Consider the following 25,658-nt stretch of genomic DNA (forward strand, 5'->3'; position numbering starts at 1 on the left):
TGATCCCGCCAGTTACTTGCTGCCAACCTTCCACTCCGGCCGCCCGGCGATCGAGAGCGGCGGCAGAGGGAAGGGCTGGTTATGGGCCGTGACGTAGTCGCGGTAATCGTAGCGGGCGCCGGGGAAGCCGAGCAGCTTCCAGCCCGCCATATCCTTGTTGCCGCCATAGATCGGGTCGGCGAAGAAGCCTTCCATCGTGTTCTGCAGCAGCAGGTTGAAGAAGCCGGCGGCTGCGGGATAAGCAACCTTGCCGGTGTCGAAATCGCCCAGCACCTTGTCCTGATCGGCGGGAGCGAGATCGGCAAAAGATTTGCCGGCGAACTGACTCCGAGCGTGCTGCGCCAGCGCGGCAAGCCCGGCGCGGTAGCGCGCCACCGGCGCCTCGGCACCCTGATAGCCCTGCGTCGGCAGACCGGGCAGGAACGGGCCTTGCGTATAGAGCCGCTCGGACGAGCCGTAGCTGCCGGCAAGCTGGCGGTCGATGAAGGTCGCGCAACCCGCCTCCTTGCCGCCGATGCTGAGATCGTCGGCCGGAATCAGGCGGTCAACGATGGCCTCGACCATGCGCGCCTCGTCAGCTGTGAAGACATACCAGCGCCCTCCGGGCAGCGGCTGCGGCGGCAGTGCCGCGAACGGCTTCCAGGGCAAGGTTCCGGAGTGCTCGGCCGCCTTCGCGCCTGCGATGGAGGCCACGAGCAAGGTCATGCCTGTCGAAGAAAGGAAACCGCGGCGACTGGGGCGAAACGGTGTGGATGGTGTCATGCAGGCCTCGACTGTCCGCATCGCTGGTCGGACAAGCCGCAGCCATTGCTAACCAGGCGAGGCTCTACTTTTGATTGAGAACAATCAACATCCGATCAGAGCGGTACTGCCATCCGCCAGATGCATGGGGCTGCCCATGGGAGCAGCCGCCCATGCTGGTGGCCTCTTCCATCGCTGCGCGTCATATGCTGAGACATGAGGGGCGATCAGCTTGTCTCGACGCGACACCGGGCCGGCTCAAGCAATTACGAAGCGAGCCATCACGAAGGATGAAGGCATTCCGATGCAAGTTCTCGATCACAATACCCAGCCCCTGGAAAAGTGGCGCGACGGCGTGATGACCCTGATGCGGGCCTCGGCAACGGTGCAGAGCAAGCAGTTATGCATCTTCGATCAGTTCTGCGACCCCGGCCTGGGAGCCCCGATGCATATTCATGCGGTCGAGGAGGTGCTCGAGGTTTACGAGGGCACAGCCGAGATCTACCTGCGCAATGAGAGCATGATCGTGACGGCCAATCAGTCCGTGCTGATCCCGGCCGGCGCCCGCCACGGCTTCAAGAATGTTGGCACCGGCATTCTGCGCGTGCGCGCGACCCTGGCCGCCGCCATTTTCGAAGCGTCCTATGACGACCGTAATGAATTGTCGCGGCGGTATGTGCCGCAGGATGCATGACGCCTCCCTGCGAGCGCGGTTGGGCGCTTAGGCTACTTGGCCGCTTTCGACCTTGGCCGCTTTCGATGCGGTGTCCTGGATGAGTGGAACGATGAGGCGGTCGATATCGCCCGGCTCGGGGATGTGAATATATTCGATCGCACGGACCGAGGCCTTGAGACCGCTGAGCACCGAGTCCGTGCCCGATGCAAAGACGATGACATCGGCATCGTCACGAGCCAGGGGCGCATCGCCTGAGCCGGCTCCCGCCGAGCGCAGATTCGAGACATGAGGCGCGAAGCGCAGCACGCCCGCCTTCATGATCGGCAGGAATTCGGGAAACCGCGCTACCAGGAGCACGCGCGCCATCGGGTCGATGGAGGCGAGCGCTCGCCTGGTTTCCTCCGAAGGAATGAAGCGGATCGAGACCACGCGTGCGCCCGGCAGGATGCTGGCAACCTCGCGGTGCCGGTTGACGAAGGTGACGACCAGATCGGCCGAGGCCGCGCGCGCCTGAATCGCGCGATCGCGCTGGATCGCATCGATCGTCATCGGCTCCACCGTGGCGCCCTGCCCCAAGCGCGCCGCGATGGCATGGGCGTAGCGCGCCGTCGGCCCGGCGAACAGGCCAACCATGACGACGCTGGCGCTGCGGCCGAGCCGGGCCCGCGAGGCCAGTCGCGCATGGATCAGCGACGCCAGATCGGAGGCGCGCAGGCCCAGCGCCATGCCCTCGTCGATCAACGCATCGATGCGGCGATGAAGCGTCATCAGATCGGGTCGTCCCACTAGGCCGGCCTGACTGCTGCCGGCCACGCTGGTGCCGGCTCCGGCGCGCGTCTCGATGAGCCCGAGCCCCTTCAGATCGCCATAGACCTGGCTCACCGTCATCGGAGCGACGCCGACCCTTGCGGCTAGGTCGCGGACTGACGGCAAGGCTTCGCCGACAGCCAGATCGCCGCAGGCGATGCTATATTCGATCAACCCCTTGAGCTGCTGACGGATCGAAATCGGCAGGTCGCGATCGATCTTGAATTCCATGCCCACCTGCCCCAATCGAGTGTTCTAGTCGAATATAGCAGGTACACTGGCCAGCTGCCCTGACAAGCCACCGAACATTCCCCCCTTCGCTCCATACCATGCAACCCGCACGCGATTGACACCGCTTTGCCGGCCATGGGAGTGTTCTAGTACGATGCTACGCTCGGCCTTTCCGCCCGTCAGAGTTTATCTCCCTCGGCAGCCTTCGGCGGTCGCGGCGCGAACGGCTTCGGCCTCGTGAGCGGATACATCCTGAAGCGTCTCGCCGCGATCGTGGCGTTGGCATTCGGCATCAGCGTCATCGCCTTCCTGATCATCAGACTGATACCCGGCGATCCGGTCGTGGCCATGCTCGGCACGAGCGCGGGAGACAAGGCGCTGATCGAGCGCCTGCGCGAACAACTCGGCCTGACCCAGCCCCTGCACCTGCAGTATTTCGTCTGGATCGGCCATGTGCTGCGGGGCGATTTCGGCTATTCCTACGCCAACCAGCAGAGCGTGAGTTCGCTGCTCGCCTCCAGCTTTCCGGCTACGATCCAGCTCACGCTCGCCGCGCTGACGCTGTCGCTCAGCGGCGGCACCGCGCTCGGCATCCTCGCGGCCCTGAAGCGCAACCAATCGGCCGACACGGCCAGCATGGGGCTCGCTTTGGTCTGCATGTCGGTTCCGAGCTTCTGGCTGGGGCTGCTCTTGATCCTCGCCTTCGCCGTGACCTGGCCGATCTTCGACGTCGTCGGCGGCACCTCATTGAAGGGGCTCGTGCTGCCGGCGGTCACGCTCGCGCTCGGGTCGCTGGGCTTCAACGCCCGCTTCGTGCGCTCGAGCATCATCGCGGCCCTGTCGCAAAATCACGTCACCACCGCCCGGGCCAAGGGCGTGCCGGAGTTCAAGGTCTTCGTCAGGCATGTGATGCGCAACGCGCTTCTGCCGATCCTGACCATCACCGGCCTTCAGGTCGGCCAGTTGCTCTCGGGCTCGGTCATCGTCGAAACCGTGTTCTCGCGTCCCGGCGTCGGACGCCTGCTGATCCAGGGCATCCTGGCGAAGGACTACATGACCGTTCAGGCCATCATCCTGATCATCGCCATCATCTACGCCGTCGCCAACTTCATCGTCGATATTCTCTACCCCGTGCTCGATCCGCGCGTCGCCAACCGCTAGCAAGGATCGCGTGCAATGCCCGACGTCGCCTCGACCGCAGCAACGCTCCCCGCCGGCCAGGGCGACCCCGTTGCCGCAGCGCCGCCGGCATGGTCACGACGGCGCGCAACCTTACGCGCGCTGCGCCATCGCAGCCTGTCGACCGGCCTGCTGATCTGCACAGTCCTGACGCTGGCGGCGTTCTTCGCCCCCCTGCTGACCTCGATCGATCCGACCATGCAGGATCCGATGGCGACCTTCACGCCGCCCTCCCTGATCTATCCGATGGGAACCGACGCCTTCGGCCGCGACCTCTTCGCCCGCGTCCTGTTCGGCGCACGCACGACCATGCTGGCAAGCCTCGCGGTGGTGGTGCTCGGAGCCTTTTTCGGCACTGTGACCGGCCTGGTCGCCGGCTATTTCGGCGGCGCGATCGGCTTCGTCATCATGCGCCTCAACGATCTGTTGCTGGCTTTCCCCGGCATCCTGCTTGCCCTCACCGTCACGGCGATCCTGGGGCCCGGCCTCGTCAACGGCGTCATCGCGATCGCGGTGATCCTCGTCCCGGTCTTCGCCCGGCTGGTGGAAGGGGCGACCGTCGAGGTCCGCAACCTGCCCTTCGTCGAGGCCGCGCTTTGCGGCGGGGCCTCCCCCTTCAGGATCATATCCCGCCACATCCTGCCCAATGTGATGTCCGGCGTCATCGTGCTGACCACCACCTGGCTCGGCATCGCGGCGCTCTGGATCACGGCGCTGGGCTTCATCGGGCTCGGCGTGCAGCCGCCGACGCCCGAACTCGGCGCCATCCTGAATGACGGCCAGAACTACATCACGCTCGCCTGGTGGATCACCGTGTTCCCCGGCCTGTTCCTGTCCCTGTTCGTCGTCAGCGTGAACCTGATCGGCGACGGGCTCAGGGATGAACTCGATCCGACGCTCGATCGCAGCTGATGCCTCACGATGGGAGAGACGAGATGAGTGAACGACAGCGCAACACCAGGATGAAGACGGCGCTCGCGACCCTCCTTGCCGCCGGCAGCCTTGCCCTCAGTGTCGGCGAGCTCCAGGCGCAACCGGCCGCCCCGAACAAGCAGGCCAAGCTCACGGTCGGCTGGGCCGAGCCGATCGACACGCTCAACCCGGCCACGACCGGCGCGCGCAATGTCGGCCCGCTCCTGGCCAACATCTTCGACACGCTGATCTGGCTGACGCCCGATTTCAAGATCGTGCCGCATCTGGCGAGCAAATGGACGATCTCGGAGGACGGCAAGACCTACAGCTTCACGCTGCGCGAGGACGTCAAATTCCATGACGGCACGCCCTTCGATGCCGAGGCCGTCGTCGCGAACATCAAATACATCACCGACAAGAGCACCCAGTCCAAGGTCTCGATTGGCCTGCTCGGCCCCTGCAAGACGGCGACCGCAACCGCGAAATACACCGTCGAGTTCAGCTGCGAGACGCCCTATGCGCCCTTCCTGGGACAGCTCGGCGTGCCCTATCTCGGCATGCAGTCGCCCAAGGCGATGGCCGAATACGGCAAGGATCTCGGCTTGCACCCGACCGGGACCGGCCCGTTCTCCTTCGTCAGCTACGAGCCCAATCAGAGCCTGATCCTCAAGCGCAACGAGGATTACAACTGGGGCCCCTCGGTGCTCGGCCATAAGGGCCCGCCCGATATCGCGCAGGTGCTGTTCCAGATCGTGCCGAACCCGCAGGCGCGCGTCAGCCAGTTCCAGAGCGGCCAGTCGCAGATGATGCAGCAGACGCCCGGCGTCTACTGGAACGCCTTTCAGAAGATGGACAGGTACACGGCGATCCCGGTTCCGATCACGGGGCTCGGCATCTTCGCGCCGATCAATGCAAGCAGGTTCCCAACCGACGATCTCGCCGTCCGCAAGGCGATCCACTACGCGATCGACAAGAAGGGCGTGATCCAGCTCGCCGAGGCCGGTGCCTTCCCGCCGAGCCTGACGCCGCTGCAGCCCAGCATGATCGGCTACGATGCCTCGCTCGAAAGCGTCTATTCCTACGATCCGGCCAAGGCCGAGGCCGTGCTCAAGGAGGGCGGCTGGACCAAGGTGAACGGGTTCTGGGAGAAGGGCGGGAAGCGCCTGACGCTGACCGTGACCGCGATCTCGACCTCGACCTCCTATCCGCTGCTCGCCCAGGCCATGCAGGGCTATCTGCAGAAGATCGGCATGGAGGTGAATGTCCAGCAGCTCGCCTCGCCGGCCTGGCTCGCGGCCAATATCAACGGCGATATGTCGCTGACGCCGCTGCAATATATCGGCGTCGATCCCGATGCGCTGCAAACCTGGTTCACGCCTGGCCAGTACTTCAACTGGAGCCATTTCTCCGACCCCAAGCTGACCGCCCTGTTCAAGGACGGGCAGCAGGAGCGCGATCCCGCCAAGCGCCTGACGATCTATCATGAGGTCCAGAAGATCCTGATGGACCAGGCCGTCATGCTACCGATCCGCCAGAACATCGACCTGGTGATGACGACGAGGAAGCTGACCGGCGTGACCTATACGGGCGGCGGCTTCGAATATCTCGGTGCGGCCTCGCTGGCCGACTGAGCGCCCGGAAACTCAGAATCCGGGCGCGAACGACCCGATCGCGCCCGGATGACCCGACATGACGAGACAGGAGTTCGCCAGTGACGACGCTCATTCGGGCCGACAGGCTCATCGATGGAACCGGCTCGGCGCCTGTCCAGCACGCCGTGCTCGTGGTCGAGCAGGGCAAGGTCGTGGCTATCCATGCCGGCCGGATCCCGGACGGGTTCTCGACGGAGAATGCCGAGATCCTCGATTTCCCCGGCTGCACGATCCTGCCCGGGCTGATCGACACGCATGTCCATCTCAACCTGCCAGGTGACGGCACCACGCTCGAAGTAGCGATGCGCGAGCCCGAGGGCGTGCTGATGGCGACCTCGACCTTCGCCGTCGGCAAGGCGCTCGCGGCAGGCATCACGACGGTCCGCGATGTCGGCGCACTCAACAGCACGGCGATCCATCTGCGCCGGGCGCTGGAGCTCGGCCATGGCGAAGGCGCGCGCGTGCTCGCCTGCGGCCAGCCCATCACCATCACCGGTGGCCATACCTGGTATTTCGGCGGCGAGGCGGATGGCGAGGACGGCCTGCGCCGCAAGGTCCGCGAGATGGCGAAACTGGGGGCGGATTTCATCAAGGTGATGGCGAGCGGCGGCGGAACGCTGAACACGCAATCCTGGAAACCGTCCTTCACGCCCAGGGAGCTGGCGGTCATGGTCGACGAGGCGCATCGCAGCGACCGCAAGATCACGGCGCATTGTCTGTGTGCGGCCTCAATCGACGATGTCGTCGCAGCCGGCTTCGACCAGATCGAACATGCCGGGTTCATCACGGACGGCAAGGGCAACCAGTCCTACGACCCGGCCGTGGCCGAGCGCCTCGCGCGCTCGGGCATTCCCGTGACCAGCACGCTGGCGGTCGGCGGAGCCGTGCTCAGGGCGATGCTCGCCAGGGAGGAGCGCACACCGACCGAGGAGGCCTTCCTGGCGCGGTGGCGCAAAACCTTCGCCGCCAATCTCGACCAGTTCCGCAAGCTGCGCGAGGCGGGCGTGACATTCGTCGCCGGCACCGATGCGGGCTGGCGCTTCACGGCGATCGACGATCTGCCGCTGGAGCTGGCGTTGATGCATCAGGGCGGCATGAGCGCCATGGAGGCGATCATTGCCGGCACGGGCCTGGCCGCGACGGTTATCGGCATCGACGATCATGTCGGCAGGCTGACGCCGGGCCTCGCCGCCGATGCAATCGTCGTCCGCGGCAACCCGCTCGACGATCTCGGGGTGCTGCGCGATGTCCGCTTCGTCATGCGGGGCGGTCAGCCGAAACGGCGCCCGGACCGCGTCGTGGCCTGAGAACGCCTCGCCTGTCCACATGTATGCGAGCCGGACCGATCCGGCCCGTTGAACGCCCGGCCGATTTAGGGCGGCCACGGGCGCACTAGCGTTACGAGCGTCGGCTCATGCCGTCGCGGCGCTCATAGCGCGCCAGAAAGAGCGCGATCCCCTCCTCGATCTGCTCCTCGATTTCGGCCTTCGGGGGCAGTTCCAGGGACAGCATCCCTCTGACATCGAGATCTCCCCGGACGATGCTCAGGAATTGCCGGGCAGCCAGGCTTGGATTGGGGACATCGAGGAGAGCCTTTTCATCCGCCAGGGTGAAAAAGCGCGCGAGCCGTTCTGTCAGGACCACTGGCCCGGCCTCGAACACGACGCGGCCGATCCCCGGAAAACGCGGGACCGCCCCGATAGCGGCGCGCCACAGCTGCACGCAGCGCGAGGCCATGAAGATGTCGATGAAGTTCCGGGCGACACGGCGGAGCGCCGTCGCGACGTCGCCAACCTCGGTATCCGAGAGCCAGATCGTGTCGGTGACGCGCTTGGCTTCATCGGTCAGCACAGCCTCGAACAAGGCTTCCTTATTGGCGAAATGAACATAGAGCGTCGCCTTGGAGACGCCGGAGACTCGCGTGACCATGTCCATGGTGACGGCGTCGAAGCCGTGTTCAAGGAACAGATCGCACGCCGCGACCAGGATCTGCTCGACCTTCCGGCTGCGGCGATCAGGTCGCGCCTCAACGCTTTTCATGCCACCTTCCGGCGGGTTGCTGTTGCGGGTTCCTGGCGTCATGCCGTTTTCGCCCCCCTTTTTTGAACTGTACCGTTTAGTTTCCTCTTGACTCCTGACAGGACGCAGGGCATCCGTCAACGAAATAAACTGAACCGTTTAGTTTAGCAGGTATTCGATGGCACAGTCTCGACAAGACAGGCTCGATCACGTCGCATTCGGACGGAACCGTCCGAGTGCGAAAAACGTGATCGATTCTAAAAGTTTAGAGCATTGCTCCAGCGAAAAACCGGTACCCACTTTTTCGCGCAATGCTCTAGGGCGACCGCGGCGCGGCGTCGGGCCGGGTTTGGGCGTCCTTGCGCTGCTGGCTCTCGCCGGCTGCAAGGATTCCGCGCCGGCTGATGCGCAACCGCCATTGGCGGTGCTGACGCAGACGGCCAAGCCCACACCGCGCGCCCAGACCGTTTCGCTCACGGGCGAGATCAAGGCCCGCATCCAAAGCGATCTGTCCTTCCGCTTCGCCGGCCGCATCGCGACGCGCAGCGTCGATATCGGGGACCGCGTCGTGGCCGGCCAGGTTCTCGCCACGCTCGAGACCACCGAGCAGAAGGCCGACACGGATTCGGCGACAGCGAGCGTGCAAGCCGCCGAGGCGACGTTGCGCCAGGCGAGCGCCACCTTCGAGCGACAGAAATCGCTGCTCGCCAACGGCTATACGACGCAACGCAGCTACGACAATGCCAACGAAGCCTATCGGGCAGCGCAAGCCTCGCTCGACAGCGCAAAGGCCAATCTCGCCACCGCGCAGGACCAGCTCTCCTACACGGCCCTGCGCGCCGAAGCACCCGGCATCATCACCGCGCGCAATGCCGAGGTCGGGCAAGTCGTCGAGGCGGCGCAGGCCATATTCACCGTCGCCCGGGACGGCGCGCGCGATGCGGTTTTCGACGTCTATGAGGCGCTCCTCGTGCAGAAGCCGGCCGACGGCAATGTCGAGATCGCCTTGATCTCGAATCCCGCCATCAAGGTCACTGGCACGGTGCGCGAGGTCGCGCCCGTCGTCGACCCGACGACCGGGTCGGTCAGGGTCAAGATCGGCATCGATCAGCCGCCGCCGGAGATGACGCTCGGCGCCGCCGTCTCCGGGGTCGGCCATTTCCAGCCCCGGGATGTCTTCGCGCTGCCATGGACGGCTTTCTTCACGCAAGGAGGCAAGGCGGCAGTCTGGGTGGTCGATCCGAAAAGCCGCGCCGTCTCGCTCAAGCCCGTCGTCATCGACATCTATCGGACCGGCGAAGTGCTGATCCGCAGCGGATTGAGCGCCGGCGATGTCGTGGTCACCGGCGGGGCGCAGCTTCTCAGGCCGGGCCAGATCGTCGCGCCCACCGCGCAGCAACCGACGGCGCTCCTGCCGGCCAAGGCGGGGAATGCAGGATGAAACACATCGCCACATTCGCCGCCGTGGGAGCCGCCCTGGCGCTCGCGGGCTGCAATTCCGAGAAGAACTCGAACACGAAAGCGGCACCGCCTGCGCGCCCCGTGCTGTCGATCGTCGTGAAGCCCAATAGCGACAAGACGATCGGCTTCGCCGGCACGATCCAGCCGCAATATCAGACGGAGCTGGGCTTTCGTGTGCTCGGGCGCTTGGTCGCGCGCAACGTCAATGTCGGCGATCTCGTCAAGGCCGGGCAGAGCCTGGCTCAGCTCGACCCCTTCATCCTCGCCCTGGCGCTCCGCGCCACCGAGGCCGATCTGGTCAAGGCGCGCGCGCAGCTTGCGAACGCCACCGCCGCCGAAAACCGGATCTCGATCCTGCTCGGGCGGCAGATCTCGAACCAGGCGGACTTCGACACCGCGCAGCAGGCCAAGGAAGCAGCCGCCGCAGCGGTGCAACAGGCCGAGGCCAATCTGGCAAAGGCGCGCGAGCAGCTCGGCTACACCACGCTCAGCGCCGATATCGACGGCGTGGTGACCACGACCGATGCCGAGGTCGGGCAGATGGTCGCCGCCGGCAAGCGCGTGGTTTCGCTCGCCCGGACGGATATTCGCGAGGCCGTGGTCGATCTTCCCGACGACCGCGCGCAGCTCCTGGCGGCGGGCGCGCCGTTCGAGGTTCATCTCCAGGCCGACCCGCTGGTCAAGGCCAATGGAAAAGTCCGCGAAATCGCGCCGCAGGCCGACGCCGCGACCCGGACCCGGCGGATCAAGATCACGCTCGAACAGGCCAGCGAGGCGTTCCGGCTTGGCGCGACGGTGACGGCGACGCCGTTGGAGGCAACGGCATCGACGATCGACGTGCCGCTCTCGGCCCTGCTCGAGCGCGGCGGCGCAACCCGTGTCTGGATTGTCGATACCGCCGCGAAGACTGTGAAGACGGTGCCGGTCCAGGTCGCGGAGCGCAATGGACGTAGCGCCCGGATCGGCGGCGGGTTGGAGGCCGGCGCACGCCTCGTCGTCGCCGGCGTCAACAGCCTGTCCGAGGGGCAGGCCGTCAAAATCCAGGCCGACAAGACCGATGAGAGGACTACCCGGTGAAGAGCTTCAACCTCTCCGACTGGGCGCTGCAGCACCGCTCGCTCATTTGGTACTTCATGATCGTGGCTTCGGTCATGGGCCTGTTCTCTTATTTCAACCTCGGCCGGGCCGAGGACCCTGACTTCACCATCAAGACGATGATCATCCAGGCGCGCTGGCCGGGCGCCACCGTCGAGGACACGATCAGCCAGGTCACCGACCGGATCGAGAAGAAGCTCGAGGAGCTCGACAGCTTCGATTACGCCAAGAGCCTCAACATGCCGGGGCAGACGACGATCTTCGTCAACCTCAAGGACACGACCAAGGCCAAGGACATCCCCGCGATCTGGGTCAAGATCCGCAACATGATCGGGGACATCAAAGGGCAGTTTCCCGACGGCATCGTCGGACCCTTGTTCAACGACAATTTCGGCGACGTTTATGGCAATGTCTACGCCTTCACCTCGGACGGGCTGAGCCAGCGGCAATTGCGCGACTATGTCGAGGATGTCCGCGCCAAGGTCCTGACGGTTCCCAATGTCGGCAAGGTCGACCTCGTCGGCGCGCAGGACGAGGTCATCTACCTCGAATTCTCGACGCGCGAGATCGCGGCGCTGGGCATCACGCAGCAAATGGTCGTTGACACGCTGAGGGCGCAGAACGCGATCTCGCCTTCCGGCACGATCGAGGCCAAGGGCGAGCGCATCAGCGTACGCGTCGGCGGCCAGTTCGCCTCCGAAGACAGCCTGCGGGCGATCAATCTGCGCATCAACGACCGCTTCTTTCGGCTTGGCGACGTCGCCACCATCAGCCGCGGCTATGTCGATCCGCCGACATCCCTGTTCCGCGTCGGCGGGCAACCCGCGATCGGCCTTGCCATCGGCATGAAGCCCAACGCCAACCTGCTCCATTTCGGCGAGGCGCTGAAGGCCGAGATGGCCAAGATCGAGGCGGAGCTGCCGATCGGCGTCGGCGTGCATCTGGTCTCGGACCAACCCGCGATCGTGGAGGAGGCCGTCGGCGGCTTCACCAAGGCACTGGCCGAGGCGGTCGCGATCGTGCTCATCGTCAGTTTCATCAGCCTGGGCGTGCGGGCCGGCTTCGTGGTGGCGCTGACGATCCCGCTCGTGCTCGCCATCACCTTCGTCTTCATGGAGCTCACCGGCATCTCACTGCAGCGCATCTCGCTCGGCGCGCTCATCATCGCGCTCGGCTTGCTCGTCGACGACGCCATGATCGCGGTCGAGATGATGGTGGCGCGGCTCGAGGTCGGCGACACGCTCCAGAAGGCCGCGACCTATGTCTACACTTCGACGGCCTTTCCGATGCTCACCGGCACGCTGGTGACGGTGGCGAGCTTCATCCCGGTCGGTCTCAACGGCAGTGCCGCGGGCGAGTTCACCTTCACGCTCTTCGTCGTCATCGCCGTGTCGCTGCTCGTCTCCTGGGTGGTCGCGGTGCTGTTTGCGCCGCTGCTCGGCGTCACGCTGCTGCCCAAGACGATGAAGCAGCATCACGAGGGACCCGGGCGGCTAACCCGCGCCTTCAACCAGCTGCTGCGCGCCTGCGTGCGCTGGAAATGGCTGACGATTGCAGCGACGGTGGCGCTGTTTGCCCTCTCGGTCGGCGGCATGCGCTTCGTCCAGGAACAGTTCTTTCCGTCCTCCGACCGGCGTGAACTGATCATCGACTGGACCGTCCCACAAAACGCCTCGATCACGCAGACGCGCGACCAGATGGATCGTTTCGAAAAGCAGGCCCTCGTCGGCGAGCCCGATATCGAGCATTGGTCGTCCTATGTCGGCCAGGGCGCGGTGCGCTTCGTGCTGTCCTACGACGTCCAGCCGGCGAGCCCGAACTTCGGACAGATCGTCATCGTGACGAAGGACATCGCCGCGCGCGATCGCCTGCGCCCCAAGCTGAAGGCCATTCTGGCCCGCGATTTCGTCGGCACCGACGCCTTCGTCCATCTGCTCGACATCGGCCCCCCGGTCGGGCGCCCGATCCAGTATCGGGTCAGCGGACCCGACATCCAGACCGTGCGCGCTCTGGCGCAGAAGGTCGCCAGCACGATCGGGCCGAGCAAGGATCTCGGCGACGTCGTCTATGACTGGAACGAGCCCGGCCGTGTCGTCAAGGTCGATGTGCTGCAGGACAAAGCGGCCCAGCTCGGCATCACCTCGGAAACGATCGCGACCGCGCTGAACGGCGTCGTCAGCGGCGCGACCACGACACAGGTGCGCGACAGCATCTACCTGATCAATGTCATGGGCCGAGCGCGCGACGCCGAGCGTTCCTCGATCGACACGCTGCAGAACCTGCAGGTCCAGAGCAGTGCCGGCAAAACGGTCCCGCTCGCGGCGATCGCCAATTTCCGCTACGAATCGGAGCAGCCCGTGGTCTGGCGGCGCGACCGCCTGCCGACGGTGACGGTCAAGGCCAACGTCGTCACCGCGTTGCAGCCGGCGACCGTGGTCAAGGCGCTCGAACCGAGCCTGCGCGAGATCATCACGACGCTGCCGGCCGGCTACAAGATCGTCACCGGCGGCGCCGTCGAGGAAAGCGCCAAGGGCCAGGGACCGATCGTCGCCATCGTGCCCGTCATGCTCTTCGCCATGGCCACGATCCTGATGATCCAGCTGCAGAGCTTCCAGCGATTGTTCCTGGTCGTCGTGGTGGCGCCGCTGGGCTTGATCGGCGTGGTCTCGGCGCTGGTGCCCAGCGGCGCACCGCTCGGCTTCGTCGCCATTCTGGGCGTGCTGGCGCTGATCGGCATCCTGATCCGCAACTCGGTCATTCTCGTCGTCCAGATCGAGCATCTGCGGGAGGAGGGCCGGGATGGCTGGACCGCCGTGGTCGAGGCGACCGAGCACCGGATGCGGCCGATCCTGCTCACTGCGGCAGCCGCCAGCCTCGCGCTGATCCCGATCGCGCGCGAGGTCTTCTGGGGGCCGATGGCTTACGCCATGATGGGCGGTATCATCGTCGGAACGGTGCTGACGCTGCTGTTCCTGCCGGCGCTCTATGTCGCCTGGTTCCGGCTGAAGGAGCCAAGCACCGAGCCCGAAGCGTCGACGGAGACGGGCCACCAAGCGGCCATCGGCTGAGCGCGGTCATCCCGGCCGCCTCACTCCGCCTTCAATCCCTTGTGAATGGCGCAGATATAGTCCGGGCCGATCCCGCAGCAGCCCCCGATGATCCTGGCGCCGCGCCGGCGCCAGTCCTGGGCCCAGCCGAGATAGCGTTGCGGAGCGACATCCTCGCGCAACGCGGAGATGCCCTCATTGGCTGCCGCCTCGCCGGTCTTCTCCGGGAAGGCGTTCGCATAGACGCCGATCGCGATGTCGCTGTTGCCCAGTACTTGCGCGGCGATGTCGACAGCGGGGCCCATCACCTCCGGCCGGCTGCAGTTGAACAGCACCGCTTCCGCGCCCGCCTGCCGAACCGCGGCAATCGCGTCGGCCACGGCTTCGCCCGAGCGCAGCCGGGCCTCGGTCCGGTTGATCTCATCATCCTGCAGCGTGAACGAAACCCAGATCGGCCTCCCGGTCGAGGCGACCGCGGCGCAAGCCGCCAGGGCCTCCGCGATGCAGCTCTGGGTCTCGGCCAGGAAGAGATCGACATGGGGCAGCAGGGCCTGCACCAGAAGGTCGAGCATCGCCGGCGCGCGCGCAGCGTCGAACAGCTCCGGCTGATAGGAGCCGAACAAGGGCGGCAGCGAGCCCGCGATGCGCACGACGCGCCCCGTCCGTTCGGCCTCCTCATCGGCCGCCTGCCGCGCCAGTTTGCCGGCGAGCGCCGCCAGCCGCGCGCCATCGCGTGCGAAGCGCTCCTCGCCGATATGGAACGGCACCAGCGCATAGCTGTTGGTGGTGACGATCTCCGCCCCGCTGACGATGAATGAGCGATGCGCCGCGAGCACCGTGTCGGGTGCCTCCATCAAGGCCAGCGCCGACCATTCAGGCTGGCGGAACGGCGCGCCCATGCGCTCCAGCTCCCGCCCCATGCCGCCATCCAGCACGGTCACGCCAACGCTCGTCGTCATCTCACTCTTCCGATCCGATAGAGCATTGCGCGAAAAAGTGGGTACCGGTTTTTCGCAAGAGCAATGCTCTAAACTTTGAGAATCGATCACGTTTTTCGCATTCGGACGGAACTGTCCGTATGCGACGTGATCTAGGGGATTTCAACGCGCGGAGCGCCTGGCTTCGAGCGCGGCATATCCCTTGATGTCCTCCGCGAGGCTGATGGCAATATGCTGCCGCACCGCCGCTTCGGCCTGGTGCGGCGAGCCGCTCAGAAGGGCTTCGACCAAGGGGCGATGGCTTTCCTCCAGGGGATAGCGTTGCGGCCAGTGCTCCTCCGACCAGCGATAGAGCCACTCCATCTTGGCAGACAGGGCAGAATACCGGTGGATCAGATGCTGGTGCCCGGTCAGCTCGACAATGGCGCGGTGCAGATCGAGATCCGCAGCCACGCGCTGATCCAGCGGCTCCGCTTCCGCAGGCCCGAGCCTTGAGAAGGCTTGCCGCAGCCGCTGCGCCGCGGCTTCTGTCGAGCGCTCCGCTAGGATGCGCGCGGCCAGGCCCTCCAGCGCCTCGCGCAGCGTATAGATCTCCCATATGACCTGCGCGTTCAGCGGCGCCACCCGCCAATTGGAATATGGCGCGCGGACGACGAGCTCATTGCCCTCCAGAGTGAACAGCGCCGTGCGGATCGTCCCCCGGCCGACGCCGAGTCTGTTCGAGAGCGCGACCTCGGTCAGCGTCTCGCCGGGAGCGAGCCGGCCACGCACGATGTCCTCTTGGAGGCGCAGCGTGGCGATGTCGGCCAGACTCAGCCGCTCGATGGGCAGTGAGAGATGGGGATCGGACGACACGGCGTACCTTCAGTTCAATCGACAGGGCCTGCAGTTCAATCGACAGGACCTGCCGTTCAATCGACAGGACCGGCCTGGCCCCGGACGAAACGGCGACAGCGCTCGGAAACCGGATCGAGGAAGACCTGCTGCGGCGGACCCGCCTCCTCGATGCGGCCTTCATGCAGATAAATGGCGTGGCTGGAGACCTCGCGCGCGAAGGCCATCTCATGCGTCACGATCAGCATGGTGCGCCCCTCCTCGGCCAAGGCGCGGATGACGCGCAGGACCTCGCCCACCAATTCGGGATCGAGCGCCGAGGTGGGCTCGTCGAACAACAGGGCGCGGGGCCGGCTCGCCAGCGCCCGGGCGATCGCCACGCGCTGCTGCTGGCCGCCGGAGAGATGCGCCGGCCAGGCATCGCGCTTATCCGCCAGACCGACCTTGGCGAGCATGGCCTCGGCCTCCTCGCGGCATTCGGCGCGGGGCCTGCCTTGCACATGCAGCGGCACCTCCATGACATTCTGCAGCGCGGTCATATGCGGCCAGAGATTGAAGCTCTGGAACACGAAGCCGATCTGCCCGCGCAAACGGCGAACCTTCTGCCGCTCCGCACGCGAAAACCGGTGCGCCGCGCCGGTCAGGACGATCGTCTCGTCTCCGACCGTGACCTCGCCCTGATCGGGAATCTCGAGGAACGGGATGCAGCGCAGCAAGGTGCTCTTGCCCGAGCCGCTGGAGCCGATGATCGAGATGACATCGCCATCGCGAGCCACGAGGTCGATGCCGCGCAGCACCTCCTGCCTGCCGAAGCTCTTATGGATATTGGCCAGTCGGACCGTTGTCGGGGTTCGGACCGTTGTCGGATTCATGCCGGGCTCCGGTCGAGGGCAGGGCTGCGATGGGTCGAAAGCCGGTCTTCCAGCCAATGGACGAGGCGCGTGATCACGGTGACGAGCACGAGATAGATCACCGCCGCGCACAGGAAGACCTCGATCGCGCGATAGGTCTGCGAGACCTCGGCCCGGGCGATACCCGTCACCTCCATCAAGGTCACGACGCTGGCGAGCGAGGTCGCCTTGACCATGCTGGTCACCTCCGCCCCATAGGCCGGCAGCGCCTGGCGGAAGGCCAGCGGCAGCACGATGCGGCGCAGCATGGTCGGGCGCGACATGCCGGCGACCTTGGCGGCCTCGATCGCCCCGCTCGACACGGCGCGCAGGCCGCCGCGCAGGATCTCCGAGGTGTAGGCAGCGTCATTCAACATGAGCGCCAGGACGGCGCAGACATAAGGCTCGCGCAGGAGCGGCCAGAGCAGCGAATGCCGCAGCGCCGGAAACTGGGCGAGCCCATAATAAATCAGGAAGATCTGGATCAGCAGCGGCGTGCCGCGAAAGATGTAGACATAGAAATTCGCAAACTGCGCACCGAGCCAGGACGAGGCCCGCAAGCCCGAGAGCATGAGCGCCAGGACCGCGCCCCCGCCTAGGGACAGCACGGCGAGACTCAGCGTCAGCGGCATGCCGGCCAGCAGCTTCGGAAACACCTCGGCGATGAAAGCGAGATCCATGCCGCTAGCCCCCCACCCGCATGGCCGGCTGGCCGCGCATGGCCCGCCACTCCGCGATGCGGAAGACGAGCCCTGAGACCGTGGTGATCGCAAGATAGATCGCGCCGCCGGCCAGGAAGAACAGGAAGGGCAGTTCCGTCGAATTCGCCGCGACGCTGACGGCCCGCAAGGTCTCGACCAGGCCGGTCACCGAGACCAGCGCCGATTCCTTGATCACCGACTGCCATTGATTGCCCAGCCCCGGCAAAGCCGTCCGCAGCGCCTGCGGCGCGATGATACGCCGGAACATGGTCCAGCGCCTCATGCCCGTGACGCGCGCAGCTTCCAGCGTTCCCAATGGGATCGCATGGAAGGCGCCACGCAGCACCTCCGCCTGCGCCGCGCCGGAGATCAGCCCGATGGCAAGCGAGCCTGCAACGAAACCGCTGATCTCGACGGGGCCGGTATGGCCGAACTGGTTCGCGATCGCGGTGACGATCTGGCGGCCGCCGAAATAGAACAGGTAGATCACCAGCAGGTCCGGAATCCCACGCAGCACCACGCCATAGATGTCGGCGGCCCGGCGCAGCACGGGCGGCCCGGCGATCTTGGCCCAGGCGCAGAGTGTGCCCAGGACGAGCCCGCAGGCGAAGGCGCAGGCCGAGACGGCAAGGGTCGTCAGCCCCGCGGTCAGCAAAGCGTGCCCCCAGCCTCCGGGGCCGAAACCTAGCAGGGTGAAAGCCTCGCCCATCTCAGCCGTATCGTCCGCCACGTCAGAGCGCGGGCGTGATGTCGATCTCGAACCATTTCAGCGCGAGGCGCTTCAGCGTGCCGTCCTCCGCCACCGACTTGAGCGCCTTGTCGAACAGCTCCTTCAACTCGGGATCGCCCTTGCGCAGCCCGACCGCCGAGCCCTGCCCGAGCAGGCCGCCGGCGAAGACATAACCCGAGGCGATCATCTCGCCATTCGACTTTTTGGCGGAGGCGTTGAGGTTGATCGCCGAGGCCATCACCGCATCGACGCGCCCGCTCTTAAGGTCGAGGAAGGTATCGGGCCCGGACGAATAGGTGCGGATGGTGACGACGTCCTTGAGGTATTTGGTCAGGAAGTCGTTCTGGATCGTCGCGACCTGGACGCCGATGGTCTTGCCCGCGAGCGGCTTGGCCATCTCCTCGACCGCCGCCTTCGTCGCAGCCTCATCGGCCAGCTGGATCCGCGTGCCGGTACCCGGCAACGACTTGACGGCGCCGTCCTTCATGATGGCGAGGCCGGAGGGAGCCGCGGCGTAAGGCGTCGAGAAGGCGATGACCTCCTGGCGCTTGGGCGTGATCGAGACCGCGTCCATGATCGCGTCGTATTTGCCGTCGGTGAGCCCGGCGATCATGCCGTCCCAGGCCTGCGCGATCATCTCGCATTTGATGTTCATGCGCGCGGACAATTCCTGCAGCAGTTCCGGCTCGAAGCCGATCAGGCGGCCGTCGGGCGCATGCATGTTGTAGGGGGGAAAGGCGCCTTCCGTGGCGACGCGGATGACCTTCCAGTCCTTGGCGCTGGCGCTGCGGGGCGCGGTGCCAAATACGAGTCCGGCGGCGGCGCCGAGGCCGAGGGTGAGAAAGGACGAACGGGTGATCTTCACGCCGGAATCTCCAACGAAGGGGTTTGAACAGGGCTAGAGGCTATTATGAAAGGACATCGACCGCGGTGCGCACGAGCGCCGCCACGCCCAGGCCGATGCAACGCTCGTCGGGCTGGTAGTCGGAGTTGTGCACGCGGTCGTTGCGTCCGGGCTGGGACGCGCCGACCAGCAATTGGCAGGACGGGATGCGCTCGGAGAAATAGGAGAAATCCTCCGCGCCGAAGCGGCCTTCGAGCTGGTCGATCATGTCCGCCCCGAACTGGGCCGAGACGGAGCGAACCGCGGCATCGACCACGCCGTCGTCATTCACCAGCGCCGGCGCGCCACGGATATAGGAGATCTCGCAGGTCACGCCCATGGCCGCGCCTACACCCTCGCAGATGCGGCGGAAGGTGGCTTCCATCGTGTCGCGCGAGGCCGCCGAGCGGCAGCGGACCGTGCCCTGGAACATGCAGCTGTCGGGGATGATGTTGTGGGTCGAGCCACCGGCAATGTGGCCGATCGTCAGCACGGCCGACTGCGATGGGTCCATAACCCGGGAAATCGCCGTCTGCAGCTGCATGATCATGGCCGAGGCGGCGACGATGGGATCGACTGCCGCATGGGGGCGCGCGGCGTGGCCGGAGCGGCCATGGACGACCACGTCGAACTCGTCGCTCGACGCCGTCGAGGCGCCGCGGACATAACCGAACCGACCGACCGGCATCTCCGGCCGGTTGTGGAAGGCGAGCGCCATCGCCACGCCATCAGCGGCACCATCGGCGACCATCGCGGCTGCTCCGCTCTCGACCGTCTCCTCCGCCGGCTGGAAGACGAGGCGGACGCTGCCGCGCAGCATCGGCGCCAGGTTCTTCAGCACCATGCCCGCCCCAAGCAAGGTGGCGGTGTGGATGTCATGGCCACAGGCGTGCATCTTGCCAGGAATGGTGCTGGCGAAGGGCAGGCCGGTCAGCTCCTCCATCGGCAAGGCGTCCATGTCGGCACGGATCAGCAGGCACGGCCCGGGCGCCCCGCCCTCGATCTCCGCCACCACGCCGACGCGCCCGACGCCGCGCTGCGGCTTCAAGCCGATCCGCTCCAGCTCCGATGCGACCAGCGCCGCCGTCCGCACCGTCTCGAAGCCGATCTCGGGATGGGCGTGGATATCGCGGCGCAGGGCGATGAGCGCCGGCTCGATCGCTTCCACCTGGTCGGCGATGGCGCGGGTCAGTTCGTTCGGGCGATCGTGGGACATCAGCACGCTCAAGGCCATTTTTGAAAATTGCGGCGGCATCTAGCCATAGATCCACCCCTCTCGCAATATGATCGAGGATCGACAATCGACAATATCGGCCTATCCTGTGCGCGATGATCCCTGCCGAAGAGACCCCGATGCACGCCGCCACGGTTCTGGCCCAACTCGACCATTACCTGGACCCGGTGACCGGAGGGCTCGCGCCGTCGATCCATCCGGCCGTCACGCATGCCCCACCCGGAGACGCGGCGTTGCGCCCCGGTTCGACCGCCTCACGCTATGCGCGCTCCGGCAATAGCGGCGCCTCGGTCGCGGAGCGCGTATTGGCCCAGCTCGAAGGCGGAGCGGCCGCCGCGGTCTTCAGCGCCGGCTCCTCGGCAGCCCAGGCTGTCCTGGCCAATCTGCGTCCGGGCGACCATCTCGTGCTGGATTCGGCGGCCTATTATGAATTCGGCGCCATTATCGAGACCTTCGGCCAGCGCTGGGGCGTGACCGTGGCCCGCGCGGATATGTGCTGCCCCGAGGCGGTGCGGCAGGCCATGCGCCGGGGCGAGACGCGGCTCGTCTGGGCGGAGTGTCCCAGCAACCCGCTCTGGCGCGTGCCGGATATCGCCGCGTTGGCGGCCATTGCACATCGGGGCGGCGCGCAGCTCCTGGTGGACGCGACGGTTGCGACGCCGGTGCTGTGCCGGCCGCTGGATTTCGGGGCCGATCTCGTCCTGCATTCCGCAACCAAATATCTGAACGGCCATGGCGATCTCGTCGCCGGCGCGCTCATCACGGCGCAGACCGGAACGGCATGGCGGGAGATCCTCGCCTCCCGGGAAGCGCATGGCAGCATCCTGCCCCCCTTCGAGGCCTGGCTCCTGCTGCGCGGCATGCGCTCGCTCGCCTTGCGCGTCGAGCGCGCCTCACAGACGGCGCTGAAGATCGCCACGACCCTGGCCGCACATCCCGGAATCAGCGCGGTGCATTATCCCGGCCTGCTCGGCGACCCGCACCATGAACTGGCGCGGCGGCAATTCCTGGACGGGTTCGGCGGCATGCTGTCCTTCGAGATCGCCGGCACCGCGGCGGATGCGCTCGCCCTATGCGAGCGGACGGCGGTGTTTCGCCGCTCGACGTCGCTGGGCTCGACGGAAAGCCTGATCGAGCATCGGCGCAGCACGGAGGGCGAGCGCTCCGCCTGTCCAGACGCGCTGATCCGACTCTCGATCGGCCTGGAGCATGCGGAAGACCTGATCGCCGATCTGCAGCGCGCTTTGAGCGGCATGCGCCGCATGGCGGAGACGCCCTCCGCCGAGATGATCTAGAAGAACGACGGTCGCTGCCCCAGGCGATTGTCTGAAAGGAACCGGCATTGGCATTCCTGAGCGAGAGCGAGCCCGCGCGCGGCGTTCCCCTGGCCGTCGCTCCCGGCATTTCCCGCATCGTCGCCAGGAATCCAAGCCTGATGACCTATCACGGCACGAACACCTACCTGATCGAGACCGGCGACGGCTTCATGGTTCTCGATCCCGGCCCCGATGATGTCGGCCATCTCGACGACATCCTGAGGGCGACGAGCGGCGCCGTGCCTGCGATCCTGCTCAGCCACACCCATTCCGACCATCTCGGCGCGACGGCGGCGCTGAAGGCCCGCACCGGCGCCAAGACCTATGCATTTCATCTTAGCGCCGACGACGCCTTCATACCCGACATCCTCCTGCGGGACGGCGACAGTGCGATGGGTATGCTCGCCATCCACACGCCGGGGCATGCCAGCGACCATCTCTGCTTCGCCTATCGGGATGGGATCCTGTTCAGCGCCGACCATGTGATGTCCTGGTCGAGCAGCATCGTCTCCCCGCCGGGCGGCGACATGGCCGACTATGTCAGGAGCCTGCGCCTGATGATGGCCCGCGACGACCGGCTCTATCTGCCGGGACATGGGCCGCCCTTGCCCGATCCCAGGCCCTATGTGCAGGACTTGCTCGACCGCCGGCTCAAGCGCGAGAACGAGATCGCGGCTGCTCTCGCCGCCGGCCCGCTAGGCACCCGGGATCTGGTCGACCGGCTCTATTCCAAGACCGATCCCTGGCTGCAGCTCGCGGCCGAGCGCAATGTCCTGGCCCATCTCCTCAAGCTGAAATCCGAAAAACGCGTCGAGGACAAAGGAGATTTGTGGGTCGCTCTGGAGGCGTGAACGCCTTGTCCGGCCGCAAGCCGACCGCGCCCAAAGCCCATGTCATTGTGACGAAAATCTTTGTGACGAAGATCTTGCCGATGAAGACATGGTCTCGAAGCAGCCCCGCCCTATTCTCGCTGAGATCGTGCTCATCACAGGGATGGGTCGAGCACCTGCTTCCCTGTGAGCGGCCGGGCGCGCCGGAGCGGGCTGAGTGGATAAGAGGTAAGCCGTGGAGATGATCGCGATCATTCTGGCCCTGTTGCTGGCCGTCGTGGTCAGCGGCATGCTTGCGCGGCTTTCGCCTGCACCGCTGCCGCTCCCCCTCATCCAGATCGGGCTCGGCGCGCTCATCGCCTCGGTGGCCGATCTCAGCGTCCAGCTGCAGCCCGACATCTTCTTCCTGCTGTTCCTGCCGCCGCTGCTCTTCCTCGATGGCTGGCGCATCCCCAAGGAGGGGCTGTTCAGGGACAAGGGCACGATCCTGGAGCTCGCCTTGGGCCTCGTCCTCTTCACCGTGCTGGGCGTCGGCTTCCTGCTCAACTGGCTGATCCCGGCCATGCCGCTCGCGGTGGCCTTCGCGCTCGCCGCGATCCTTTCGCCGACGGATCCGATTGCGGTCTCCGCCATCGCCGCCCGGGTACCGGTTCCCAAGCGATTGATGCACATCCTCGAGGGTGAATCGCTGCTCAACGACGCCTCGGGCCTGGTCTGCATGCGCTTTGCCGTCGTAGCCGCCCTGACCGGCACGTTCTCGCTGGTCGGCGCCTTCGGCACCTTCCTCTGGGTCGCGATCGGCGGCATCGCGATCGGCGTCGCGGTGACCTGGAGCACGACGCGCGCGGTGAACTGGGTCACGCGCCGGCTTGGCGAGGAGACCGGCTCGCAGATCCTGATCAGCCTGCTGATCCCGTTCGGGGCCTATCTCCTGGCCGAGCACCTGCATTGCTCCGGCATTCTCGCAGCCGTCGCGGCAGGCATCACCATGAGTTATGCCGACCAGAGCGGACAAATCCTCGCGATTACGCGCGTGCGTGGCCACGCCGTCTGGGACACGGTCCAGTTCGCCGCCAATGGCATCATCTTCGTACTGCTGGGAGAGCAGCTCCCTTTGATCGTCGCAGGCGCGGCGAAAGCCGTGCGCGAGACCGGGCACCATGACCCGGTCTGGCTCATCGCCTATGTCGTCGTCATCACCTTCGCGCTGGCTGCGCTCCGGTTCACCTGGGTGTGGGTGTCGCTGCGCTTCACGCTCGCGCGGGCAGCGCGCCGCGGCGAGAAGCGCTATGTGCCCGGCCTGCGCCTGGTCGCGGCGACCTCGCTTGCCGGCGTACGCGGGGCAATCACGCTTGCCGGCGTGCTGACGCTGCCATTGACGATGAATGACGGCTCGGCCTTCCCGGCCCGCGACCTCGCCATCTTCCTGGCGGCAGGCGTGATCATCCTGTCGCTGGCCGCGGCCAGCATCGGCCTGCCCTTCCTGCTCAAGAACCTGGAGCTGCCTCCCGAGCCCTCCCAGCAGGAAGAGGAGGACCGGGTTCGCAACGCCGCCGCCGAAGCAGCGATCAAGGCGCTGGAGAAGGTGCAGCACAAAATGGGCAGCGGCCGTAACGATGCCGACCTTTATGTCGAAGTCGGCGTGCGCCTGATGGAACTCTACCGTGAGCGCATCGACGGACGCTCCAAGACCGGCGCGGAAGCCGATCTCGCCCGCAAGGCCGATGCGATCGAGCGCGAATTGCGCCTCGCCGGCCTGCGCGCCGAGCGGGACGAAATCTACCGCGTCGCCCGGGCGCGCGGCACCTCGGACGAAATCGCCAGGAAGCTCGTCAGGGAAATCGACCTGCTGGAAGCGCGGTTCGGCCCGGCTTGAGCGTCACCCGGCTCGCAAGACGCATGGCGAGGCTCCGCACCTGATCGTCAAGCTCGGTGGAGAATTGCCTCATTCGCGGGCAACCTCCCTCCATGAGGGAAAGCGCCGCTACCCCGATAAGACTAAAGGTTGAGACCCCAGGGCCGCGCGCCCCATATTCTCGGTTGCCCGCGCAACCAGTCCGCCCTAACTCTTTGAAGACTTGGTATGTCCTGCCAGTCACGGGAATGCGCCCTTGACTGCCCGTCGAGGGTGCGCCTTGCAGCGCAGGTCACCAACATAAAGTTTATAATAATAATAAGAAGCATCAATTCCGAGCAAATCGGAAGAGTGAACCATGCAATAGGGATGGAAACCATGACGATGAAGAAATGGCTCGCCGCCGCAGCTTTCAGCGCTGCTATGACCGGGGCGGCCTATGCCCAGCAGACCGTCAAGATCGGCATCAGCGGCCCCTATACTGGCGGCTCGGCCGCCATGGGCGTCAGCATGCGTGATGGCGTGAAACTCGCCGCGCAGGAGATCAACAAGGCCGGCGGCGTGCTCGGCAAGCCGATCCAGTTGATCGAACGCGACGACGAGGCCAAGAACGAGCTCGGCGTCCAGATCGCGCAGGAATTGATCAACAAGGAGCAGGTGGTCGCGACCGTCGGCTTCATCAACACCGGCGTCTCGCTCGCCTCGCAGCGCTTCTACCAGGAAGCCGAGATTCCCGTCATGAACAACGTGTCGACCGGCACCCTGGTCACGCAGCAGTTCAAGGCGCCCGAGCACAAGGCGAACTACGTATTCCGCAACGCCGCCAACGACACCATCCAGAGCTCGATGATCGCCGAAGCCGTCAAGAAGAACGGCTACACCAAGGTCGCGATCATCGCGGACTCGACCAATTACGGCCAGCTCGGCCGCGCCGACCTCGAAAAGGCGCTCGCAGAACGCGGCCTGAAGCCGGTCGCCGTCGAGAAGTTCAATATCGGCGACACCGACATGACGGCGCAGGCCCTGCGCGCCAAGGATGCCGGCGCCGATGTGGTGCTGACCTATGCGATCGGCCCCGAGCTGGCGCAGACGGTCAACGCCGTCGTCAAGCTCGGCTGGAAGGTGCCGGTCCTGGGCTCCTGGACGCTGTCGATGGCGAGCTTCATCGATGCCGCCGGCGCCAATGGCGAGGGCGTGATGATGCCGCAGACCTTCATCCAGCTGCCCTCGACGCCGAAGCGCAAGAGCTTCATCGAGGCCTATCAGGCGGCCTATAAGGTCGACCGCATCCCCTCCCCGGTCTCGGCCGCGCAGGGCTATGACTCGATGTATCTGCTGGCCGCCGCGATCAACCAGGCCAAGTCGACCGACGGCCGCAAGGTCCGCGAGGCACTCGAGAACCTGACCACCAAGGTCGAAGGCGTCGTCACCACCTATGACAAGCCCTTCAGCGCCACCGACCATGAGGCGATCACGGCCAACATCCCCGTGCTCGGCATCGTCAAGGGCGGCCGCGTCGTGCCGGCCAACCCGGCCGATCTCGAAGGCGCGGGCGCGCTGCGGGTCAAGCCGAAGTCCTGAGCGACGGCTTTCATCAAAGAGTTAGAGCAGGATCAATGCGAAAAAC

The 25,658-nt window shown here is 65.9% G+C and carries 22 protein-coding genes; 12 read left to right on the top strand and 10 right to left on the bottom strand.

Annotated elements, in window-relative coordinates:
• Positions 1 to 12: 12 nt before the first annotated feature.
• Positions 13 to 705 carry a gluconate 2-dehydrogenase subunit 3 family protein gene (locus ACSQ3P_RS12555; RefSeq protein ID WP_436165884.1) on the bottom strand — a complete coding sequence of 231 codons (693 nt, stop codon included), beginning with the start codon at positions 703 to 705 and terminating at the stop codon, positions 13 to 15.
• Positions 706 to 1,045: 340 nt separating this feature from the next.
• Here ACSQ3P_RS12555 and ACSQ3P_RS12560 point away from each other — a divergent pair, with 340 nt between their 5' ends.
• Positions 1,046 to 1,435: a cupin domain-containing protein gene (locus ACSQ3P_RS12560; RefSeq protein WP_069689570.1), complete on the top strand. Its 390-nt coding sequence runs from the start codon at positions 1,046 to 1,048 to the stop codon at positions 1,433 to 1,435.
• Between the two features lie 27 nt (positions 1,436 to 1,462).
• Here ACSQ3P_RS12560 and ACSQ3P_RS12565 read toward each other — a convergent pair whose 3' ends face one another.
• Positions 1,463 to 2,455: a GntR family transcriptional regulator gene (locus ACSQ3P_RS12565; RefSeq protein WP_436165885.1), complete on the bottom strand. Its 993-nt coding sequence runs from the start codon at positions 2,453 to 2,455 to the stop codon at positions 1,463 to 1,465.
• Between the two features lie 237 nt (positions 2,456 to 2,692).
• On the opposite strand from ACSQ3P_RS12565, the gene ACSQ3P_RS12570 reads away from it, so the two are divergent.
• The 4 genes from ACSQ3P_RS12570 (at position 2,693) to ACSQ3P_RS12585 (ending at position 7,505) form a co-directional block, all read left to right on the top strand.
• Positions 2,693 to 3,616, top strand: a complete 924-nt coding sequence (locus ACSQ3P_RS12570; protein ID WP_311911691.1) for an ABC transporter permease — start codon at positions 2,693 to 2,695, stop codon at positions 3,614 to 3,616.
• Between the two features lie 15 nt (positions 3,617 to 3,631).
• On the top strand, positions 3,632 to 4,546 hold the full coding sequence (locus ACSQ3P_RS12575; protein WP_436165886.1) for an ABC transporter permease: 915 nt from the start codon (positions 3,632 to 3,634) through the stop codon (positions 4,544 to 4,546).
• Between the two features lie 23 nt (positions 4,547 to 4,569).
• The gene (locus tag ACSQ3P_RS12580; RefSeq protein ID WP_436165887.1) at positions 4,570 to 6,177 is read left to right on the top strand and encodes an ABC transporter substrate-binding protein; all 1,608 of its coding nucleotides are present in this window, start codon (positions 4,570 to 4,572) and stop codon (positions 6,175 to 6,177) included.
• Between the two features lie 80 nt (positions 6,178 to 6,257).
• Positions 6,258 to 7,505, top strand: a complete 1,248-nt coding sequence (locus ACSQ3P_RS12585; RefSeq protein ID WP_436165888.1) for an amidohydrolase family protein — start codon at positions 6,258 to 6,260, stop codon at positions 7,503 to 7,505.
• Between the two features lie 91 nt (positions 7,506 to 7,596).
• Here the strand turns inward: ACSQ3P_RS12585 and ACSQ3P_RS12590 are convergent, their stop codons facing one another.
• Positions 7,597 to 8,358, bottom strand: coding sequence for a TetR/AcrR family transcriptional regulator (locus tag ACSQ3P_RS12590; RefSeq protein ID WP_436165889.1), 762 nt, complete (start codon positions 8,356 to 8,358; stop codon positions 7,597 to 7,599).
• A gap of 208 nt (positions 8,359 to 8,566) precedes the next feature.
• Here ACSQ3P_RS12590 and ACSQ3P_RS12595 point away from each other — a divergent pair, with 208 nt between their 5' ends.
• Genes ACSQ3P_RS12595 through ACSQ3P_RS12605 form a run of 3 tightly spaced genes read left to right on the top strand, consistent with a single transcriptional unit; the run spans position 8,567 to position 13,841 of the window.
• Positions 8,567 to 9,658 (top strand): efflux RND transporter periplasmic adaptor subunit, encoded by a 1,092-nt coding sequence (locus ACSQ3P_RS12595; RefSeq protein WP_436165890.1) that lies wholly within the window; start codon positions 8,567 to 8,569, stop codon positions 9,656 to 9,658.
• Entirely contained in the window at positions 9,655 to 10,755 is a 1,101-nt protein-coding gene (locus tag ACSQ3P_RS12600) for an efflux RND transporter periplasmic adaptor subunit (RefSeq protein WP_436165891.1), read from the top strand. The genes ACSQ3P_RS12595 and ACSQ3P_RS12600 overlap by 4 nt, the downstream gene beginning before the upstream one ends.
• A complete protein-coding gene (locus tag ACSQ3P_RS12605; protein WP_436165892.1) occupies positions 10,752 to 13,841 on the top strand; it encodes an efflux RND transporter permease subunit in 3,090 nt (1,029 codons plus the stop codon). Before ACSQ3P_RS12600 ends, ACSQ3P_RS12605 begins: the two co-directional genes overlap by 4 nt.
• 20 nt (positions 13,842 to 13,861) lie before the next feature.
• On the opposite strand, the gene ACSQ3P_RS12610 is transcribed toward ACSQ3P_RS12605, so the two are convergent.
• The 7 genes from ACSQ3P_RS12610 to ACSQ3P_RS12640 all read right to left on the bottom strand — a co-directional run bounded on the left by ACSQ3P_RS12610 (position 13,862) and on the right by ACSQ3P_RS12640 (position 20,012).
• Entirely contained in the window at positions 13,862 to 14,779 is a 918-nt protein-coding gene (locus tag ACSQ3P_RS12610; RefSeq protein WP_436165893.1) for a homocysteine S-methyltransferase family protein, read from the bottom strand.
• 141 nt (positions 14,780 to 14,920) lie between these two features.
• Positions 14,921 to 15,613 carry a GntR family transcriptional regulator gene (locus ACSQ3P_RS12615; protein WP_436165894.1) on the bottom strand — a complete coding sequence of 231 codons (693 nt, stop codon included), beginning with the start codon at positions 15,611 to 15,613 and terminating at the stop codon, positions 14,921 to 14,923.
• A gap of 56 nt (positions 15,614 to 15,669) precedes the next feature.
• Complete coding sequence (locus ACSQ3P_RS12620) at positions 15,670 to 16,464, bottom strand: ATP-binding cassette domain-containing protein (protein WP_436165895.1); 795 nt, start codon at positions 16,462 to 16,464, stop codon at positions 15,670 to 15,672.
• Complete coding sequence (locus ACSQ3P_RS12625; protein WP_436165896.1) at positions 16,461 to 17,162, bottom strand: ABC transporter permease; 702 nt, start codon at positions 17,160 to 17,162, stop codon at positions 16,461 to 16,463. Before ACSQ3P_RS12625 ends, ACSQ3P_RS12620 begins: the two co-directional genes overlap by 4 nt.
• A 4-nt stretch (positions 17,163 to 17,166) precedes the next feature.
• Positions 17,167 to 17,892, bottom strand: a complete 726-nt coding sequence (locus ACSQ3P_RS12630; RefSeq protein ID WP_436166248.1) for an ABC transporter permease — start codon at positions 17,890 to 17,892, stop codon at positions 17,167 to 17,169.
• 22 nt (positions 17,893 to 17,914) lie between these two features.
• Positions 17,915 to 18,778, bottom strand: a complete 864-nt coding sequence (locus ACSQ3P_RS12635) for a transporter substrate-binding domain-containing protein (RefSeq protein WP_083269176.1) — start codon at positions 18,776 to 18,778, stop codon at positions 17,915 to 17,917.
• Positions 18,779 to 18,821: 43 nt separating this feature from the next.
• A complete protein-coding gene (locus tag ACSQ3P_RS12640; protein ID WP_436165897.1) occupies positions 18,822 to 20,012 on the bottom strand; it encodes a M20 metallopeptidase family protein in 1,191 nt (396 codons plus the stop codon).
• Between the two features lie 137 nt (positions 20,013 to 20,149).
• On the opposite strand from ACSQ3P_RS12640, the gene ACSQ3P_RS12645 reads away from it, so the two are divergent.
• The 4 genes from ACSQ3P_RS12645 to ACSQ3P_RS12660 all read left to right on the top strand — a co-directional run bounded on the left by ACSQ3P_RS12645 (position 20,150) and on the right by ACSQ3P_RS12660 (position 25,612).
• Positions 20,150 to 21,325, top strand: a complete 1,176-nt coding sequence (locus tag ACSQ3P_RS12645) for a trans-sulfuration enzyme family protein (protein ID WP_436165898.1) — start codon at positions 20,150 to 20,152, stop codon at positions 21,323 to 21,325.
• Between the two features lie 47 nt (positions 21,326 to 21,372).
• Complete coding sequence (locus ACSQ3P_RS12650) at positions 21,373 to 22,197, top strand: MBL fold metallo-hydrolase (protein WP_436165899.1); 825 nt, start codon at positions 21,373 to 21,375, stop codon at positions 22,195 to 22,197.
• 220 nt (positions 22,198 to 22,417) lie between these two features.
• On the top strand, positions 22,418 to 24,052 hold the full coding sequence (locus ACSQ3P_RS12655; RefSeq protein ID WP_436166249.1) for a Na+/H+ antiporter: 1,635 nt from the start codon (positions 22,418 to 22,420) through the stop codon (positions 24,050 to 24,052).
• Positions 24,053 to 24,409: 357 nt separating this feature from the next.
• On the top strand, positions 24,410 to 25,612 hold the full coding sequence (locus ACSQ3P_RS12660) for an ABC transporter substrate-binding protein (RefSeq protein ID WP_069693457.1): 1,203 nt from the start codon (positions 24,410 to 24,412) through the stop codon (positions 25,610 to 25,612).
• The last annotated feature ends 46 nt before the right edge of the window (positions 25,613 to 25,658 follow it).

The organism is Allobosea sp. LjRoot9, assembly GCF_964252745.1.
Classification (GTDB): Bacteria; Pseudomonadota; Alphaproteobacteria; order Rhizobiales; family Beijerinckiaceae; genus Allobosea.